The sequence below is a fragment of the Vogesella mureinivorans genome, from assembly GCF_007644035.1.
GTDB lineage: Bacteria > Pseudomonadota > Gammaproteobacteria > Burkholderiales > Chromobacteriaceae > Vogesella > Vogesella mureinivorans.
This window is the reverse complement of record NZ_VMTV02000778.1, coordinates 1-348: the sequence shown is the minus strand read 5'-3', so window position 1 is coordinate 348 and position 348 is coordinate 1. Positions and strand designations below refer to the sequence as shown.

The 348-nt window shown below is 42.5% G+C and carries 1 protein-coding gene; it reads left to right on the top strand.

Annotated features, from left to right (window positions below; all coding sequences use genetic code 11):
- A partial coding sequence (locus tag FLQ44_RS18180; RefSeq protein ID WP_500692557.1) for a ferredoxin reductase domain-containing protein occupies positions 1-348 on the top strand: 348 nt, incomplete at both ends.

The window sequence follows — 348 nt, the reverse complement described above, 5'->3', positions numbered from 1 at the left end:
GTATTAGTAGGAGGGGGTATTGGAATCACGCCCTTGATTACGATGGCTTATCAACTCGCACAAGAAGGCGCTTCCTTTGAGCTGCATTATTGTGGAGCAAGCCCAGAGCAGTGTGCTTTTGTCGATGAAATTAAAAATGGTGTGCTGGCACCGTTTAGCACCTTTCATTTTAAATCGGAAGGTGCCAACCATCGTGAGTTTTTCCAATCCGCCATTCAAGACATCGAAAAGGATAGCCATATTTATACGTGTGGTCCCAATGGCTTTATGGATTGGGTAATTAACTTAGCCCTTAGTCAAAATTTTCCCGAACAGCAAATTCATAAAGAGTATTTTCAGGTTGAGGTA